Origin of the sequence: Novosphingopyxis iocasae (genome assembly GCF_014334095.1) — a bacterium.
Classification (GTDB): domain Bacteria; phylum Pseudomonadota; class Alphaproteobacteria; order Sphingomonadales; family Sphingomonadaceae; genus Novosphingopyxis; species Novosphingopyxis iocasae.
The window spans coordinates 2,187,585-2,204,315 of sequence record NZ_CP060495.1 but is presented as its reverse complement, the minus strand read 5'-3'; the positions used below and the strand labels follow the sequence as shown (position 1 = coordinate 2,204,315).

Below are 16,731 nucleotides of genomic sequence, written 5' to 3'. Positions count from 1 at the left end.
ATATCGAAACCGGCTCGCGAGCCTATTGTGACGCAGTGCGGGGAACGGCAAGATCAACTAAACTATCGTGCGTCCGCGCGTTCCGGATCAGGCCAGAGGAACTTCGAACTCTATGTGTGAGCTTTTTGCGATGAGCGCGTCGGTGCCGCAGCGGGTTTGCTATGAACTCGATCTGTTTGCGGCCGAAGGCGGGGAGCGGCATCGTAACCGCGACGGCTGGGGAATTCTGTTCGCGCTGGACCGCGACGCCTATCTGTTTCGCGAACCCGATCCCGCCGCCACCAGTGAGCTGACCAAGATGGTCGTCCGCAACGAACGCCCTTGCAAGCAGCTGATGGCGCATGTCCGCCGGGCGACGGCGGGCAAGCCGGAGCTGGCCAATACCCATCCGTTTGACCGCGTGGAGCACGGGCGGCGCCACGCCTTTGCCCATAATGGCGGGCTGCCGGGGCTTGAGGACCGGGATGATACGCAGGTCCTGATCGCGGAAAAGATCGGCGATACGGATTCGGAGCTGGCTTTCCTGCTGCTGCTGGACCGGCTGCGCCGAGCGGAAGCCGTGGAGCCTGCGGCCCGTTTCGACATCTTCACCCGCTTCGCCGCCGAGATGCGTGAGCTGGGCAGCGCGAACTTCCTGTTCTTCGACGGCGAGTATCTGTTCGTCCATGCCGACCGGCGGCGCTTCGAGACCGAAGACGGGCTGACCGAGCCGCGCGAGCCGGGGCTGAGCATCCGCAGTTTCGATGAGCGCCATCACGGGTATGAATGGAAAACGCGCGGTGCCAGTATCGACGCGATTTCCGGGCCGCTGCATCTGTTCGCCTCGGTCCCGCTCGATCCGGAGGGCTGGGAACCGCTTGCCCGCGGAACCTCCATGATGCTGAAGGACGGCGCAATTCTCTCGCGCAGCTAAAGCGCGACTTGTCCGTTTCTTGTAACGGCACCGAAACGCTGCCCATTGATAGGATCGAAAGGAAAATAATGGCCAAGACCGTCGCGGATATCGTCGTCGACTCCCTTCAGAAGGCGGGTGCGAAGCGCATTTATGGCATCCCCGGCGATACCATCAACCACTTCACCGATGCGGTGTCCAAATCCGATTTGCGCTGGATCACCGTGCGGCATGAGGAAGTGGGTGCCTTCGCGGCGGGTGGCGAGGCCTATATGACAGGGGAACTTGCGGTTTGTGCGGGCACCTGCGGCCCAGGCTCGCTTCACTTCGTCAACGGCATTCATGAAAGCCACCGCAACGGGGCACCCGTCCTGCTGATCGCATCGGACGTCGCGCGCACGGAGAGCGGTTTCAACTTCCCGCAGGAAGTCGATCAGAAGAAGATCTACGAGCAGCATTCCCACTTTTGCGAATATATCTCCCACCCATCACAGGCGCGGCGCATCATGACCAAGGCCGCGCAGGCCGCGCTGACCAAGCGGGGCGTGGCGGTGGTGATCGTCAATGGCGACATGTTCACCGAAAAGGACGAGGATGCGATGGACTGGGAAGTCTATCGGCCTCAGCCGGTCTGCCGTCCCAACGACATGGAAATGGCGGAGCTGGCCGCGCTGGTCGACGGCGCGGGCAAGGTGTCGGTTTATGCCGGCATCGGCGCGCGCGATGCGCGGGATAAATGGCGGAGCTGGCCGCGCTGGTCGACGGCGCGGGCAAGGTGTCGGTTTATGCCGGCATCGGCGCGCGCGATGCGCGGGATGAGATCATCGCCTTTTGCCAGAAGGTGAAGGCGCCCATGGTCCACACCACCCGCGCCAAGGAATTTCTGGAGCCGGACAATCCCTATAATGTCGGCGTCAACGGCATCCTGGGGAACCGGGCCGGGGTGGAGGCGCTGGAAAGCGCGGACCTCGTTATCTCGCTGGGCTGCGATTTTGCCTATACGCAGTTCTATCCGGAAGCGAAAAAGATCGTGCAGATCGATATCGATCCCACCCATCTGGGCCGTCGTTCGGCGATCCATATGGGTCTTGTGGGTGATGCGAAAACCACCTTCGCCGCGCTGACGCCGATGGTCGCCGCGAAGTCGGACGGCGCGCATCTGGAAGAGCATCAGAAGCAGTGGAAGGAAGATCAGGAAGGCTATCTGGAAGAGGGCAAGGAAAGCGATCCTTCGCTGATCCACCCGCAATTCGTGGCCAACATGCTCGACAAGAAGGCCGACGATGACGCGATCTTCGTTTCCGATGTGGGCACGGCGATGGTCTGGATGCTTCGCCATCTGAAGGCAAACGGCAAGCGCCGCTTCCTCAACAGCCTGCTCCACGGCACGATGGCGAGCGGCATGCCGCAGGCGATCGGCGCCAAACTCGCTTATCCGGACCGGCAGGTCATCGCGATGTGCGGCGATGGCGGCCTCACCATGCTAATGGGCGATCTGCTGACGCTGGTGCAGGAAAAGGTGCCGCTGAAGCTGGTGGTGTTTCACAACAACACGCTGGGCTTTGTCGAGATGGAGCAGCGTGTCGAGGGACTGGTCGATCACTTCACCGGGCTCGTCAATCCGGACTTCGCGAAGCTGGCCGAAGCCTGCGGCATTCAGGGCTGGCATGTCGAGGAAAGCGGCGATCTGGAAACGGCGATGGACGCCTGGCTGGCGGCGGACGGCCCGGCGCTACTCGACGTGCATGTGAACCAGATGGAGCTGGTGATGCCGCCCAAGATCGAGGTGTCCCAGGTGGCTGCGACGGCAATGTTCGGGGTGAAGGCCGTGCTGGACGGCAAATCGCGCGAAGTCGTGGAGCTGCTGCGCAACAACTTCCTGCGCTGATCGAGATTTATCGCCCCGGCCGGATAATGGCCGGGGCGGTTAATCCTCAGTCATCATTAGCGTAGCGGATCCGGTCCTGGCGAAACATGAAATAGAGCATCACGCTGAGAACCGCGGCGTAGAAGCACCAAACGGACGAAAAGGCATATTCCTTAACCGCCGCAACGATCGACAGGCCGATCAGGTTCAGGACACCGAACCAGCGCACAACCTTGTTGCCGGACAGCACGAGCGAGCCGCAGGTGACGAGAATATAAATGGCGCCCGTCCACAGCGATTCCGCGCGGGGGTTGCGATAGACGATCGAATTCTGTTCGACATAGGTGCAATTCTCGAACCCTACGACGCTGTACGTCATGTAGCATGAGAAGCCGAGCGCGAGCAGCGTCAGCGCACCGATCACCCAGCGGCGCCATGTCTGCCGTTCCAACAGCCAGACGCTCAGCGGCATCAGAAACGGCAATAGCGCCTGCGCGTAGAGCACGAAGAGAAAGGCCGTGTTGTCGCGCGCCATGGCGTTGATCCGGCCCGTCAGCCCCAGCCATACGAACCCTTCGGTGAACTGATGCAGCGCGAACAACAGCGGCATCGCTGCCAGCAGCACCTCGCGCGGATGCTTCACATGACGCATTGTGGCGAGACCGACGGCACCGATGCCCGCCGCCGCCACGAAATTCATTTCAGCCGAAAAGCACATCGGAAATTCTTGCCCCCTTGCCCCAATGTAAGCCCCATCCGGTCGCCGTCTCTTCCACTTCTTCCCCACTCTGACAATCGGGAATGCACCGGAAATACGCTTGATTGCTGATGCTTATCTCGCGGGCAATCGTCTCCCAGGCTAGGTAATCGAGCGGCGGCGAGGGGTCGCCAAAACTATCGGCGGGTGAGCGGCGCTGCCGGCGGGACCGCGTCCGATGACGGGTGCGTCATGGCACCTTCTTCCATCGGTCCGTGCATCCGGCTGCGAAGGTCCGACAGGATCCAGACCGTGCCGCCCGCCATGATGGCAAGCAGGCTGGCGGAAAACAGCACGAGCAGCAGATCCTCGCGCGACTGGCGGCCGTGGATGCTCAGATGCAGAAACTTGGCTAAGTGGGTGCTCACCTGCAGAAGCGCGGCCACGCAGACGATGATGATCTTCATCGTCGTGGACAGGTCCGAAAGCACCGCGGCGAAGGCCGCGATCGTCAGCGCCGCGCTGACGACGAAGCCCACCGCATAGCTACGCAGTTCGTGCGATGCGGTTTCACCAGGATCCAGATTTCCAGTGTTCGGCTTGGTCATGCGAGCGGCACCAGGAAAACGAAGGAGAAAATACCCACCCAGATCAGGTCCAGAAAATGCCAGAACACGCCCAGCATGGAGAGGCGGACCTTCACCACATCGTCTAGCCCGCGCCTCAGAATTTGCGCAATGGTGCTGCAGATCCATAGAATGCCGATGCTGACATGCAGGCCGTGCAGGCCCACCAGCGACCAGTAGGAACTGAGCCAGCCGCTCGCCTGTGGCACGCCGCCCTTATGCGCCTGATCGATGAAGTCCCTGACTTCGAAAAAAACGAAGCCTGCACCCAGCAGGGCGCTGATCGCCAGCCACAGGATCACCCTGCCGCGGCCTCCCTCATATTTCAGCGCCAGCGAAACCCCGCCATAGGCCACCCCGCCAAATAGCAGCAGTGCTGTCTGGATCGCGACGCTGCGCATGTCGAACAGCTGCTCCGGTCCCGGCGCGCCGGCGACACCGATCGGGTTGAGATAGGAAGCATAGGTGGCGAACAGGATGCCGAAGAGGATGAGGTCACTCATCAGGAAAACCCAGAAGCCGAAGACATTGGTCTCCGCCTCCTCATTGGCCTCGCCATGCGCCGCGCCCAGGTTCAGCCCCGGATATTCGCCATTCGGGGACGTGCTCATCCGGCGAACTCCGTCAGATCGGGAACGCCGCGGTTGCGTTCGGTCTCCTCATCGATGCGCGCGACAGGCGTAAGCGCGGCCACCTGTTCGCGAAAGCGCCGGTCTTCCCGCTCGACCTGCGCCGCGGGCACCACATGTGGTTCGATCACCCGCATACCGCGCCAGAAAATCGAGCCGACAATCGTCAGCAGCCCGGCGATCGAAAGCCACCAGATGTGCCAGATCATCGCAAAACCCAGCATGAAGGCCGCCGCCGCCAGGATCACACCGAAATAGGTGTTGGCCGGCATTTCGATATCGACATAGGACGACGGCGCTTTCCACGGATCTCCGGCGCGCTTGGTGGCGCCCCAGTCATCGCGGGCGCGCACCTTCGGGATACGCGGGAAATTCCATTCCGGCACGGGCGCCGGGCTGGACCATTCCAGCGAAGAGCCGTTCCACGGATCGCCGCCCGGTACTGCCAGCTGGATGCGGTTGCGCCAGCTGGTCCAGAAGGTGAAGAACAGGCTGGTTAGCGCGCACAGCATCAGGCACCCACCGAACGCCGCGATATACATCAGCGGCATGAAATCGGGGTTCTGGAAGGTGGGCGAACGGCGCGGCAGACCCATCAGGCCAAGCACATAAAGCGGCATGAAAGTGAAGAGGAATCCGCCCACGAACAGATAGGCGGTGCGCCGTCCCCACGTCTCGCTCAGCCGGAAGCCGAACGCCTTGGGGAACCAGTAATGGATGCCGGCCAGCATACCGTAGAGCACGCCGGGGATGATCACATTGTGGAAATGCGCGACCAGGAAGGTGGAATTGTGCACCTGATAATCGATCGATGGATTGGCCAGGATGATCCCGGACAGCCCGCCGATGACGAACAGGATGAAGAAGCCCACCAGATAGACGATCGGCGCCGTCACGCGAATGCGGCCGCGCCACATCGTGGCCATCCAATCGTAAATCTTCACGCCCGTGGGCACGCCGATGATCATGGTGGCGATGCCGAAGGCGATGTTGACGCTGGAGCTTTGCCCCATGGTGAAGAAGTGGTGCAGCCAGACGGTGAAGCTGATCACCGCGATGCTCATGCTGGCGATCACCAGCGAGGTGTAACCGTACAGTTTCTTGCCGGAAAAGGTGGAGCTGATTTCGGAAAACACGCCGAATGCCGGTAGGATCAGAATGTAGACCTCCGGGTGGCCGAACATCCAGAAGATGTTCGCATAATTCATCATGTTGCCGCCGGCGGCGTTGGTGAAGAAGTGAAACCCGGCATACCGATCGAGCAGCAGCATCGCGCTCGATACCGTCAGAGCGGGCATGGCGTAGATCAACATGATCGCGACGCACAGGCTGGTCCAACAGAACAGCGGCATGCGCATGAAGTGCATGCCCGGCGCGCGTTTCTTGAAGATCGTAACGGCGAAGTTCATGCCCGTCAGCGTCGATCCGACGCCCGATATGGCGATTGCCCAGAGCCAGTAATCCACCCCCTCTCCGAGGCTGTAGTCGATCCCGGTATAGGGCGGGTACATCGTCCAGCCGCCGGTACCGAACTTGCCGATCAACAGAGAGATCATCACCAGCGCCGCGCCCGCCGCGGTCATCCCCAGGCTGACCTGATTGAGCACGGGAAAAGCCATGTCGCGCGCGCCAAGCTGCTGCGGCAGGACGAAGTTTATGAGGCCGATCAGCAGCGGCATCGCCACGAAGAAGATCATGATGGTGCCGTGCGTGCTGAACAGCTGTGCGAAATGGTCCGGCGCGATCAGGCCGTTTTCCTCGCTGGCCAGCGTACCCAGAGCGGTCGCCTGATGCGCGCGCATCACAAAGCCTTCGATGACGCCGCGCGCCAGCATGATGAGCGCCAGCACGATATACATGATACCGATTTTCTTGGCGTCCGCAGAACTCAGCCAGATGCGAAACAGCGGCCCCCACCAGCGTTTCCAGCTAAGCAGCGCAACCGCGCCGATCGCACCCAGCACAAGGATGGTCGCTGCGCCCGCGCCGATGATCGTGCTGCTGTTCGGGTTCAACAACAGGTCTGTGTAAGGCGTCACATTCCAGTCGAGATTGCCGAAAATAAGGCTGGTCTGCTCCGTCATCGGCTGCTCACTCCGCCCTTCGGGGGAAGGCCCGTGCCGCCCAGGGCGGGCACCGCTGAGCTATCGCCGGACAGCTGGTATTTCGCCACGATCCGGTCGAACAGGCTGCGGTCGGGCGCGCTGAAATAGATGGGGATCGCTTGCTTGCTGAGGCCCAGATCGGTCCGCGCGCCCGCCAGCACGGAGCGTCGGCGCAGCACGCGATAGGTCGCATCGTCGAGCACCGGAGCGTCCCGGACGGCGGAGAGCCACGCGGCATATTGTCCGGGCTGCAACGCTTTGACCATGAACTTTTGCCTGCCGAAGGAATCGCCGTTGAACTGCGTGTTCTCGCCCTCCGCGGTGCCGGTGCGCGTGGCGGCGAAGTTCAGCTTCGTGGTCATGCCTGGCATCGCGTAGATCTGCCCGGTCAACGGCGCGATCAGCATGCTCTGCATCACCGTGTCCGTCGTCAGCGTCAGCTCGACCGGCCGGCCCACCGGAAGCGCCAGTTCATCGACTGTCGCGATGCCTTCTTCGGGATAGATGAACACCCATTTCCAATCGAGCCCGATCGCCTGAACCTGCAAGGGCTCCTGCCCCACCGGTTCATAAGGGTCGAGCCTGGATGTGAAAGACCAGAGCCAGGCTGCCAGCACGATGATGACCAGCACCGGCACGCCCCACAACACCCATTCCAGCTTGCCCGAATAGTCCCATTCCGGCGTATATTTCGCCTTCGCGCCGCGCAGGCGATAGCGCCACAGGATCAGCGGCACCCCGATCAGCACCGGCAGGATCACGATCATCGTGACCGCAATCACCCGCATCAAATGGGCCGACTGCTCCTGCGCTGTCGCGCTCATCGGCTGCAGGAAGGATTGCGTGGGCGCCGCCGCCATCGCCGCCGCAGGCAGGAACAGGAGCGCCACCATGGCTGCGAATGCGCACTGAAGGGAGGGGGGTATGAGCGTTTTCATCAATGACAGACTGAAAAGCACCAAAAACTTAAGGCGCGTCGTTTCGGAGCATTTCTTGGAAAGAAGACGACCGATCTTGTCCAGCCCCAAGGTGGCTTTTTCCAAAGAAACTGCGGGGGCGTAGCCGATCGTATCACAGGAGATAAGGCGTTTGGCTTCAGCGTCGAATGTGCGCGCCCTATGCGCTGTCTGCGCCGGTATCTTTATGGGATTGGTTAGGGATCGTCGCCGGCGAACACTATCCCTGAAAGTCTAGGCTGCACAGCCGCCTCGTCTTGAACCGAGATAGCCTTTCCGTCGGAACGAAAGCCATTGCCGTTGCTTGATGGAACGACATTTCCATTCAACCATCGGGACGGCACGATGCTGCATCTGGCAGACGGCTTCTGGAATATCCGTGGGGATTTCCGGATTGCCAAACTATTGAACGTCGGCACGCAGATGTCGCTTGTACGCCGTCCGAACGGGCGCTTTCTGCTTCTGGATTCTTATGCCGCCGATAATGACACGCTGCGTGCGATCCGCGCGCTGACGGATGATGGAAAACGCATTGATGCGGTGCTGAATGTACATCCTTTCCACACCGTGCATTGCGAATTCGCGCAGGATTTCGTGCCCCATGCCCGGTTGATCGGAACGCGGCGGCACCATCTTCGGTCGCCAGAGCTGAACTGGGATCCCGCGCTGATCGAGGACGCCGCCACGCAGGACGAATTTTGTGATACGCTTGAGTTTTCCATTCCCGCAGGCATCGAACTGATCCCCGATGACGAGTCCGTCCATGTGGGTTCGGTCATCGCACGGCACCGCGCCAGCGGGATCGTGCATGTCGATGATACGTTGAACGCATTCGACCTGCCGTCGCTGGTCGAAAAGATCATGTCCGGCCCTGATCTGCGTTTCCATCCCAAGCTGGCGGACGGTCTGGAGAAGCGTGCCGGGGCTGCAGATGATTATATCGCCTGGGCCAAAGCGCTGGGTGCCGCCTGGCGCGAAACGCCCATTGTCTGCGCCGCCCATAACAGCGTCCTACATCTCAACAATCAGGATTTCGCCGCCGCAATCGATGCGGCGCTGGCCGACTCCCAAAAGACGCTGGACAAACATCGCCAGCAATTCGGCTGACCCGGCTTTGCCAACTCGCATCTCTCCCCATTCGAAAAGGACATCATGATGACCGACAAGACCATCCAGACGATCAACCCTCTCACCGAAGAGGTCCTTAAAACCTACCCCATCATGTCCGATGACGAGGCGATGGACGTAGTACAGAAAAGCCATGACGCCTTCTTGGAATGGCGCCTGAAGAGCCGTGAGGAACGCGCATCGGTCATCGCGGCGATCGCAAAGGAACTGCGCGCCTCGAAAGATGAATATGCGCAGCTGATGACCGACGAGATGGGCAAGCTGCTCAGCGATGGTAAGAACGAGATCGAGCTTTGCGCGGGCATCTGTGACTGGACGGCGAAACACGGCCCGGATCTGTTGGCCGATGAAGAGCGCGATCTGCAGCAGGGCCGGGGGATTGTGACCTATTCGCCCATGGGTGTAATCTATGGCATCCAGCCCTGGAACTTCCCCTGCTATCAGGCGGTGCGTTATTCGATCTCCAGCCTGATGGTCGGTAACGGCGTGCTGCTGAAGCATTCTGAGGATTGCACGGGCAGCGGGCTGATGCTGCGCGATATTTACGAGCGTGCGGGACTGCCCAAGGGCCTGTTCGGCGTACTGCTGATCACGCACGACCAGTCGGACAAGATCATCGAGCATGATCTGGTTCGCGGCGTGACGCTTACTGGCAGCGACAAGGCCGGGCGCACGGTGGCGCAGAAGGCTGCATCCGTCTCCAAGAAGACCGTGCTCGAGCTGGGTTCCAACGACGCCTATCTGGTGTTCGACGATGCCGATCTGGATCTGGCAATCAAGACCTGCGTGCAGGGCCGCCTGTTCAACAACGGCCAGACCTGTGTGAATGCGAAGCGCTTCATCGTGACCGAGGCGAATTACGACGCGTTTGTGAAGGGTTATGCCGAGAAGTTCAACGCCATCGAGATGGGCGATCCCAACGAAGACAGCACGAAGCTTGGACCGATGGTGTCCAAGCGGCAGCGCGATCAGGTGCACAAGCAGGTTCAGGACAGCGTCGAGGGCGGTGCCCGCATTGTAGCCGGAGGCACTGTGCCGGACCGCAAGGGCTGGTTCTATCCCGCCACCGCACTGGTTGACGTCGCACCGGGACAGCCTGCTTATGATGATGAGATTTTCGGCCCGGTCGCCTCGATCATCAAGGCGAAGGACGATGAAGATGCCATGCGCATCGCCAATGACAGCCGCTATGGCCTCGGCGGCGGTATATTCAGTAAGAATGTGGACCGCGCCATCGAAATGGCCTCCAAATATTTTGATACCGGCATGGTCAACATCAACACCTTTGCCATCGCACAGCCGAACATGCCCTTTGGCGGCGTCAAGGATTCCGGTTACGGCCGGGAGCATGGCGAGGTGGGCCTGAAGGAATTCGTGAACGTAAAGGCGATTTCGGTTGCCAGCTGATCCAGAGCAGAAGTTGCAATGTGATGTAGCGATAATCGGTGCAGGCACCGCCGGGCTGGCCGCGCAAAGCGCGGCCCACTCGGCGGGGGCCAGCACCTTGCTGATCGATCCCTATTTTGCGGGAACGACCTGCGCCACCGTTGGCTGCATGCCGTCCAAGCTGCTGATCGCCGCGTCGCACGCCGCGCATGCGGCCCAGACTACCGATCAGTTCGGCATTCATGTGCCGACCGTCCAGATAGACGGACAGGCTGTCCTTCAGCGGGTACGCGATGAGCGGGATCGCTTTGCCCGCCTTACACGGGAAAGCATCGCAAAGCTGCCGGACAAGGTCCGGGTAAAAGCGCGTGCGGCATTCACGGGTGCGAACACGCTGAAGCTTGACGATGGCCGCACGGTCGAGGCCCGCAGCATCGTGATCGCCACCGGCTCTGCGCCCTTCGTCCCTCCGCCGTTCGAGGCATTGGGCGATCGGATGCTGACCAATGAAAGCATTTTCGATCTGAAGGATTTGCCAAAGAGCCTCGCGGTCATCGGTTCAGGGCCGATCGGGCTGGAATTGGCGCAGGCGATGGCCCGTCTGGGCGTCGCAGTCACTCTGTTCGACAGAAAAGACACGCTCGGGAACGTGCGCTGCGCAAAGGTTCACGACGCCTTGCAAGCCATTATCGCGAAGGATGTGGAGCTGAAACTAGGCGTCGACATAGAACCCCGCCGGACGGATGATGGCGTATCGCTGTCCTGGAGCGGCGAATCCACTGGCGAGGACGTGTTCGACTATGTGCTGGTGGCCACCGGACGCCGCCCCAATCTGGACAGCCTCGATCTCACCAATGCCGGGATTGCGCTGGATGATGATGGCGTGCCCGAGCATGACCGCGGCACCATGCAGTGCGGAGAAAGCAGCATCTTCCTTGCCGGCGATGTAGCCGACAATTTGCCGATCCTGCACGAAGCGTCACAGGACGGTGCCATTGCCGGGCGCAACGCCGTTGCCTTTCCCGCGGTCAACAGCGCCGATCGCTTCGTTCCGTTCAGCCTTATCTTCACCAGCCCGCCGACCGCGCAGATCGGCCAATCTGAGGAAGACGGCGTGATCACCGGTACGGCGGACTTCGACGATCAGGGCCGGGCCCGTGTCGAAGGCGTCAACCAGGGTTCGCTGACGCTTTACGCGGCGGCACCGGATGGCCGGCTGATCGGCGCTGATCTCTGCTGCCCGGCTGGAGAGCATCTTGCGCACATGCTGGCCTGGGCGGTGCAACAGGGACAAACGGCCACGCAGCTACTGGAGATGCCATTCTATCACCCCACGATAGAAGAAGGCCTGAAAACCGCGCTGCGCACCATCTGCGGTGCCACGCCGCTGGAATTGCCAAAGGATCAGGACCAGGGCTCCCCGCCCGGCGCGTGACTTTCTCCTTAGCGGAGACAGCTTCTCTTTTCGAATATGGTGCTAGAACAGGCCGTATTGCGGAGGGAGAGGTCCTGCGCGCCTATACGATGGAGATGTCACGATGATTGCAGCGAGGAGTTCAGGTGTCAGGTTCCTCACTCTTTCGATGCTGGCAATCAGCGCAGCCGTGACGGCTCTGCCTGCCTCTGCACAGGATATGGTGCGCGAGGACGACAAGCCCGATCTGCAGTTTTTCGTGGGCCTCGGCCTCCAGGTCCGGCCGTCTTTTCCGGGCGCGGACAGCTACAATCTGGGGCCACTGCCCGTCATTCGGGTGCGCCGGGAAGGCGAACCGCTACCAATCCGCTCGCCCGATCAGAACACGGCCTTTCGCCTGCTGGGCAAACGCGACGGCGTGAGCGTTGGCGGCACCTTCAATTTCCAGTCGGCGCGAAAGGAAAAGGACGTCGGCGCACCGGTCGGCAATGTCGGCTTTACTTTTGAGCCAGGCGTTTTCGCGCAAGGCTTCTTGAGCGATAATTTACGCCTCCGTGCCGAGGTCCGCCGGGGGATCGGCGGGCACAACGCCTTTGTCGGTGACGTCGCCGCCGATTACGTGCTGCGCGGCGCGGATGACCGCTTCGTCGCCACTATCGGGCCCCGCGTGCGGCTGGCCGATGCGCGGTACAATCGCCGCTATTTCGGTGTCTCGCTCGACCGCGCGGTTGCCACCGGGCTCCCCGCCTTTGATACCAGCGCCGGAACTTACGCCGTGGGTGCGACAGTCGGTCTGCTGTACCGTTTCTCGCCGCGATGGGCGGGCTACGGCTATGCCGGCTATGATCGCCTGACCGGCGACGCCGCCCGCTCCCCCATCACGCGCGCTTATGGCAGCCGCGACCAATATTCAGCCGGCATCGCCCTCACTTACAATTTTATCGTAACGCGCTGATATTTTCTCGCTTGCGAGGAATGCCCGGGATCGCGAGCGCGTCTTCCAGTGTATCGATAGGTAATCCATCGAAAATGATGTCAGACAGCTGACAGGCTATGGCGTACTTCCGCTTGAAATCTGGTGGACAGGGCTGGATTCGAACCAGCGTACGGAAAACCGGGCAGATTTACAGTCTGCTGCCTTTAACCACTCGGCCACCTGTCCCCAGGTTCGGTGCGCTCCCGATCGGGAGAACCGGTTCACGGCGGGCCGCCGCCGCGAACAAGGCCGCGTCAATGGCGAGCGCGCACGGCGATGTCAAGGCCAGCAATCCTTGCCCGAGCGAGGAAGATTTCAGGCGTCCGCTTCGACCACGACCAGCGCGGCGTCTTTCTGGACCTGAGCGCCCATGCTGGCCTTCAATTCGCTCACCGTACCGTCGAAGGGTGCGGTGAGGCTGTGTTCCATTTTCATGGCCTCCAGCGTCACCAGCTTGTCGCCGGCCTTCACCGCATCGCCTTCGGCCACGTTCACGGCGATGATCTTGCCGGGCATGGGCGCGAGGATCGCGCCATCGCCCGCCGCCGCCGCGCCGCTGCCGTCGGCGCGGAAGGGCTTGAGCGCAAACACCTGTCCCTCGCTGGCCACCAACAGCTCTTCGGCGGGCTCCGCCACACCCGTGCCGATCGGCAGCTCCTTCGCCCCGCCATCGAGCAGGAACCAGGCGCTGTCCTTGCGCGGTGCGTTGAGGCGGAAACCGGCCATCGGCCCGCTTTGCACCAGCGCATCCGCTTCCTCGCCGAGCTGTGCGTCCTCCGGTGGCCCGCCCGCCAGCAGATCGTCCCCGGCGCGGCCGATCAGGCCAGTGTCGAGGTTCGCGGCGGCGAAGTCGGGATGGTCGAGCGCGTTCACCAGGAACGCCGCGTTGCTCTTAACCGGCCAGACCGCGCTGTTCGCGATCATCTCCCGCAGCCCCTCGCGCGCCTCGTCGCGGGTGTCGGCGTGGACGATCATCTTGGCGATCATCGGATCGTAAAAGGGCGAGATGTCGGCGCCGGTCTCCACGCCCGTCTCGATGCGGCCATGCGGGTCCAGATCGAACAGTTCGAGCCGCCCCGTGCTCGGCAGGAAGCCGCTCGACGGGTCCTCGGCATAGAGCCGCGCCTCGATCGCGTGGCCGTCGATCGAAAGCTGGTCCTGTTGCATCGGGATCGGCTCTCCGCTCGCCACGCGCAGCTGCCATTCGACGAGGTCCACGCCGGTGATCTCTTCGGTCACCGGATGTTCCACCTGCAGGCGGGTGTTCATTTCCATGAAGTAGATGCGGTCGGCGCGCAGGCCCTCGCTGCCGTCGGCGATGAACTCCACCGTGCCCGCGCCCTCATAATCCACCGCCTGGGCCGCACGCACCGCGGCGCCGCAAACGGCCTCGCGGGTTTCTGCGTCCATGCCGGGGGCGGGGGCTTCCTCGATCACCTTCTGGTGGCGGCGCTGGAGCGAGCAGTCGCGTTCGAACAGGTGGACGACGTTGCCGTGGGAATCGCCGAAGATCTGCACCTCGATATGGCGCGGGCTCTCGACCCATTTTTCCAGAAGCACGACGTCGTTGCCGAACGCGGCCTTCGCCTCGCGCTGCGCGGACTGCAGGCCGTCCGCGAAGTCCTCTGCGCGCTCCACCTTGCGCATGCCCTTGCCGCCGCCGCCTGCGACGGCCTTGATGAGCACCGGATAGCCGATCTCGGCGGCGCGTTCGGCGAGGAAGTCCGGTTCCTGATTGTCGCCGATATAGCCCGGCGTGGTCGGCACCCCGGCCTCGTCCATCAGCGTCTTGGCGGCGTCCTTCAGGCCCATGGCGCGGATGCTCGCTGGCTTCGGCCCCACCCAGATCAGCCCGGCGTCCAGCACCGCCTGCGCGAAATCCGCGTTCTCGCTGAGGAAGCCGTAGCCCGGATGGATCGCTTCTGCCCCGGTGTCCTTCGCCGCGGCGATGATTTTTTCCCCGACCAGATAGGACTCCGCAGCCGCCGAGGGGCCGATATGGACCGCCTCGTCCGCCATGCGCACGTGGAGCGCGCCCGCGTCCGCGTCCGAATAAACCGCGACCGTGCGGATACCGAGCTCACGCGCGGTACGGATGACACGACAGGCAATCTCGCCGCGATTGGCGATGAGGAGGGATTGGATCATAAGGTTACCTCAAATCCTCCCCGGGACGGGGAGGGGGTCCGCCGCGAAGCGGTGGTGGAGGGGAGTTGGCGATGCTTTCTCGGCCACGAAGAACAATCGCGAACGCGCGGAAACTCCGCCGAGCGATAAGTTTGCCGGAAGTGCTGCTGTGGCGCCAATTGAGAAAACGACGGGGCGGCTCCAAGACCGAAGCCCAGGCGCGCATTCCCCTCCACCATCCGCCGATGTTGGATGGCCCTCCTCCCTGTTCCGGGGAGGATTGAGGAGAAGCGCATTTCTTGCATCACATCCGGAACACGCCGAATTGCGGCTTCTCAGGCACCGGCGCGTTCAGGCACGCTGCGAACGCCAGACCGAGTACGTCGCGCGTCTGGGCGGGGTCGATGATGCCGTCGTCCCAGCCGCGGGCGGTGGCGTAATAAGGGTGGCCCTCTTCTTCGTATTTCTCGCGGATGGGCGCCTTGAAGGCTTCGGCCTCTTCCTCGCTCCAGGAGTCCGCGTCGCGGTGCACTGTGGCGAGCACGGAGGCGGCCTGTTCGCCGCCCATCACCGAGATGCGAGAGTTCGGCCAGCTGAACAGGAAGCGGGGGGAGTAAGCCCGGCCGCTCATGCCGTAATTGCCCGCGCCGAAGCTGCCGCCGATCAGGATGGTGACCTTCGGAACGCTGGCGGTGGCGACGGCGGTGACGAGTTTTGCACCATGTTTGGCGATGCCCTCCGCCTCATATTTCCCGCCGACCATGAAGCCGGAGATGTTCTGCAGGAACAGGAGCGGAATGCGCCGCTGGCAGGCCAGTTCGATGAAATGCGCGCCCTTTACCGCGCTTTCGGAGAACAGGATGCCGTTATTGGCGAGGATCGCGACCGGCATTCCGTGGATATGCGCGAAGCCGCAGACGAGCGTTTCGCCGTAGAGCGCCTTGAACTCCTGAAACTCGCTGCCGTCGACCAGACGCGCGATGATTTCATGGACGTCATAGGGCTGGCGCACGTCCTGCGGCACGATGCCGTACAGCTCTTCGGCGTCGAACTTGGGCGGACGCGGATCGCGCAGGTTGAGCGATCCCGATCCCATCAGATCGGGCTGTGGGGGCAGGGTGCTGACGATATCGCGCACGATGGTGAGCGCATGTTCGTCGTTTTCCGCGACATGATCGACCACGCCGGATTTGCGCCCGTGCAGGTCTCCGCCGCCCAGATCTTCGGCGCTGATTTCCTCGCCCGTGGCGGCCTTTACCAGCGGCGGGCCGCCGAGGAAGATGGTGCCCTGATTCCGAACGATCACGCTCTCGTCCGCCATGGCGGGCACATAGGCGCCGCCGGCGGTGCAGCTGCCCATCACGCAGGCGATCTGGGCGATGCCCTGGCTGCTCATCTGCGCTTGGTTGTAGAAGATGCGGCCGAAATGGTCACGGTCCGGAAACACCTCCGCCTGATGCGGCAGGTTCGCGCCGCCGCTGTCGACAAGGTAGATGCACGGCAGACGGTTGGCCTCCGCAATCTCCTGCGCGCGCAGATGCTTCTTCACCGTCATCGGATAATAGGTGCCGCCCTTTACCGTGGCGTCGTTGCACACGATCATACACTGGCGGCCCGAGACATGGCCGATGCCCGCGATCACCCCGGCGCCTGGAATATCATCCTTGCCGTAAAGCCCGTTGGCGGCAAGCTGGCCGATTTCCAGGAAGGGCGAGCCGGGATCGAGCAGCCGCTCCACGCGGTCGCGCGGAAGCAGCTTGCCGCGGTCCACATGGCGCTGACGGCTTCCTTCCGATCCGCCCTTCGCCGCCTTGGCGACATCGGCGCGCAGCTGCTCCACGAGCGCGCGGTTATGCGCGGCATTGGCCTTGAACGCCTCTCCATCGCGGTCGACCATGCTGGTCAGCACCGGCGCGCTCATCGTTCAG

At 62.3% G+C, this 16,731-nt stretch carries 14 protein-coding genes and 1 tRNA gene; 7 read left to right on the top strand and 8 right to left on the bottom strand.

The annotated features are described in order from the left end of the window. The first annotated feature begins 112 nt into the window (after positions 1-112). From H7X45_RS10560 to H7X45_RS15310, 3 genes are all read left to right on the top strand, one after another. On the top strand, positions 113-913 hold the full coding sequence (locus tag H7X45_RS10560; RefSeq protein ID WP_187334841.1) for a class II glutamine amidotransferase: 801 nt from the start codon (positions 113-115) through the stop codon (positions 911-913). 68 nt (positions 914-981) lie between these two features. Beyond that, entirely contained in the window at positions 982-1,737 is a 756-nt protein-coding gene (locus H7X45_RS15315) for a thiamine pyrophosphate-binding protein (protein ID WP_343061054.1), read from the top strand. Continuing rightward, positions 1,629-2,780: a thiamine pyrophosphate-dependent enzyme gene (locus tag H7X45_RS15310; protein WP_343061053.1), complete on the top strand. Its 1,152-nt coding sequence runs from the start codon at positions 1,629-1,631 to the stop codon at positions 2,778-2,780. Before H7X45_RS15315 ends, H7X45_RS15310 begins: the two co-directional genes overlap by 109 nt. Before the next feature lie 46 nt (positions 2,781-2,826). Here the strand turns inward: H7X45_RS15310 and H7X45_RS10550 are convergent, their stop codons facing one another. The 5 genes from H7X45_RS10550 to H7X45_RS10530 form a co-directional block, all read right to left on the bottom strand. Then, positions 2,827-3,477, bottom strand: a complete 651-nt coding sequence (locus H7X45_RS10550; protein ID WP_187334840.1) for a DUF6629 family protein — start codon at positions 3,475-3,477, stop codon at positions 2,827-2,829. A 176-nt stretch (positions 3,478-3,653) separates the two neighbouring features. Further along, a complete protein-coding gene (locus H7X45_RS10545; protein ID WP_187334839.1) occupies positions 3,654-4,064 on the bottom strand; it encodes a cytochrome C oxidase subunit IV family protein in 411 nt (136 codons plus the stop codon). After that, on the bottom strand, positions 4,061-4,693 hold the full coding sequence (locus tag H7X45_RS10540) for a cytochrome c oxidase subunit 3 (RefSeq protein ID WP_187334838.1): 633 nt from the start codon (positions 4,691-4,693) through the stop codon (positions 4,061-4,063). The genes H7X45_RS10545 and H7X45_RS10540 overlap by 4 nt, the downstream gene beginning before the upstream one ends. Beyond that, positions 4,690-6,795: a cbb3-type cytochrome c oxidase subunit I gene (locus H7X45_RS10535; protein ID WP_187334837.1), complete on the bottom strand. Its 2,106-nt coding sequence runs from the start codon at positions 6,793-6,795 to the stop codon at positions 4,690-4,692. The genes H7X45_RS10540 and H7X45_RS10535 overlap by 4 nt, the downstream gene beginning before the upstream one ends. Beyond that, positions 6,792-7,709, bottom strand: a complete 918-nt coding sequence (locus tag H7X45_RS10530) for a cytochrome c oxidase subunit II (protein WP_187334836.1) — start codon at positions 7,707-7,709, stop codon at positions 6,792-6,794. Before H7X45_RS10530 ends, H7X45_RS10535 begins: the two co-directional genes overlap by 4 nt. Positions 7,710-8,117: 408 nt before the next feature. Here H7X45_RS10530 and H7X45_RS10525 point away from each other — a divergent pair, with 408 nt between their 5' ends. The 4 genes from H7X45_RS10525 to H7X45_RS10510 all read left to right on the top strand — a co-directional run bounded on the left by H7X45_RS10525 (position 8,118) and on the right by H7X45_RS10510 (position 12,655). After that, positions 8,118-8,879, top strand: a complete 762-nt coding sequence (locus H7X45_RS10525) for a hypothetical protein (protein WP_187334835.1) — start codon at positions 8,118-8,120, stop codon at positions 8,877-8,879. Between the two features lie 48 nt (positions 8,880-8,927). Further along, on the top strand, positions 8,928-10,307 hold the full coding sequence (locus H7X45_RS10520; RefSeq protein ID WP_187334834.1) for an NAD-dependent succinate-semialdehyde dehydrogenase: 1,380 nt from the start codon (positions 8,928-8,930) through the stop codon (positions 10,305-10,307). Further along, positions 10,297-11,721, top strand: a complete 1,425-nt coding sequence (locus H7X45_RS10515; RefSeq protein WP_187334833.1) for a dihydrolipoyl dehydrogenase — start codon at positions 10,297-10,299, stop codon at positions 11,719-11,721. Before H7X45_RS10520 ends, H7X45_RS10515 begins: the two co-directional genes overlap by 11 nt. Before the next feature lie 169 nt (positions 11,722-11,890). Beyond that, entirely contained in the window at positions 11,891-12,655 is a 765-nt protein-coding gene (locus tag H7X45_RS10510; protein WP_187334832.1) for a MipA/OmpV family protein, read from the top strand. A 121-nt stretch (positions 12,656-12,776) separates the two neighbouring features. Here the strand turns inward: H7X45_RS10510 and H7X45_RS10505 are convergent. The 3 genes from H7X45_RS10505 to H7X45_RS10495 form a co-directional block, all read right to left on the bottom strand. Further along, positions 12,777-12,862 (bottom strand) — tRNA-Tyr (locus H7X45_RS10505). Between the two features lie 129 nt (positions 12,863-12,991). After that, positions 12,992-14,824 (bottom strand): acetyl/propionyl/methylcrotonyl-CoA carboxylase subunit alpha, encoded by a 1,833-nt coding sequence (locus tag H7X45_RS10500; protein WP_187334831.1) that lies wholly within the window; start codon positions 14,822-14,824, stop codon positions 12,992-12,994. A gap of 283 nt (positions 14,825-15,107) precedes the next feature. Next, complete coding sequence (locus H7X45_RS10495) at positions 15,108-16,724, bottom strand: carboxyl transferase domain-containing protein (protein WP_187334830.1); 1,617 nt, start codon at positions 16,722-16,724, stop codon at positions 15,108-15,110. Positions 16,725-16,731 lie beyond the last annotated feature (7 nt).